1 protein-coding gene is annotated in these 274 nt (G+C 35.4%); it reads right to left on the bottom strand.

What is annotated here, in order from left to right:
- Nucleotides 1-274 (bottom strand): hypothetical protein (locus tag Q4528_RS13870; RefSeq protein ID WP_303522164.1); only part of this gene is annotated, 274 nt, incomplete at both ends.

The raw sequence follows: 274 nt of genomic DNA, 5'->3' as shown, positions 1-274 counted from the left end.
TGCTCAAGAATAACGGGAAACATGAAAGCAGAAAACACGGAGACAAAACTCAACAAGACCACTATGAAAAGGGGCATTGAAAATCTTTCAGAAATCCCCAGTCTTTTAATTACAGTGGCTTTAACCATACCTTCTAAAACAATAAAGATGTAACCAAATACAAAAACAAGCGATATTGCTACAACAACATCATAAAGGAAGTAACAAAACAAACTAGCTGGAAGCAAATAGAAAACAATTCTATAGACTAAATCACCTGCAGGTAGTGCTAGCA

It is taken from the genome of Staphylococcus pasteuri, assembly GCF_030547725.1.
GTDB lineage: Bacteria > Bacillota > Bacilli > Staphylococcales > Staphylococcaceae > Staphylococcus > Staphylococcus pasteuri.
Note: the sequence above shows the minus strand (reverse complement) of the source record. Positions and strands in the feature narration are given on the sequence as shown.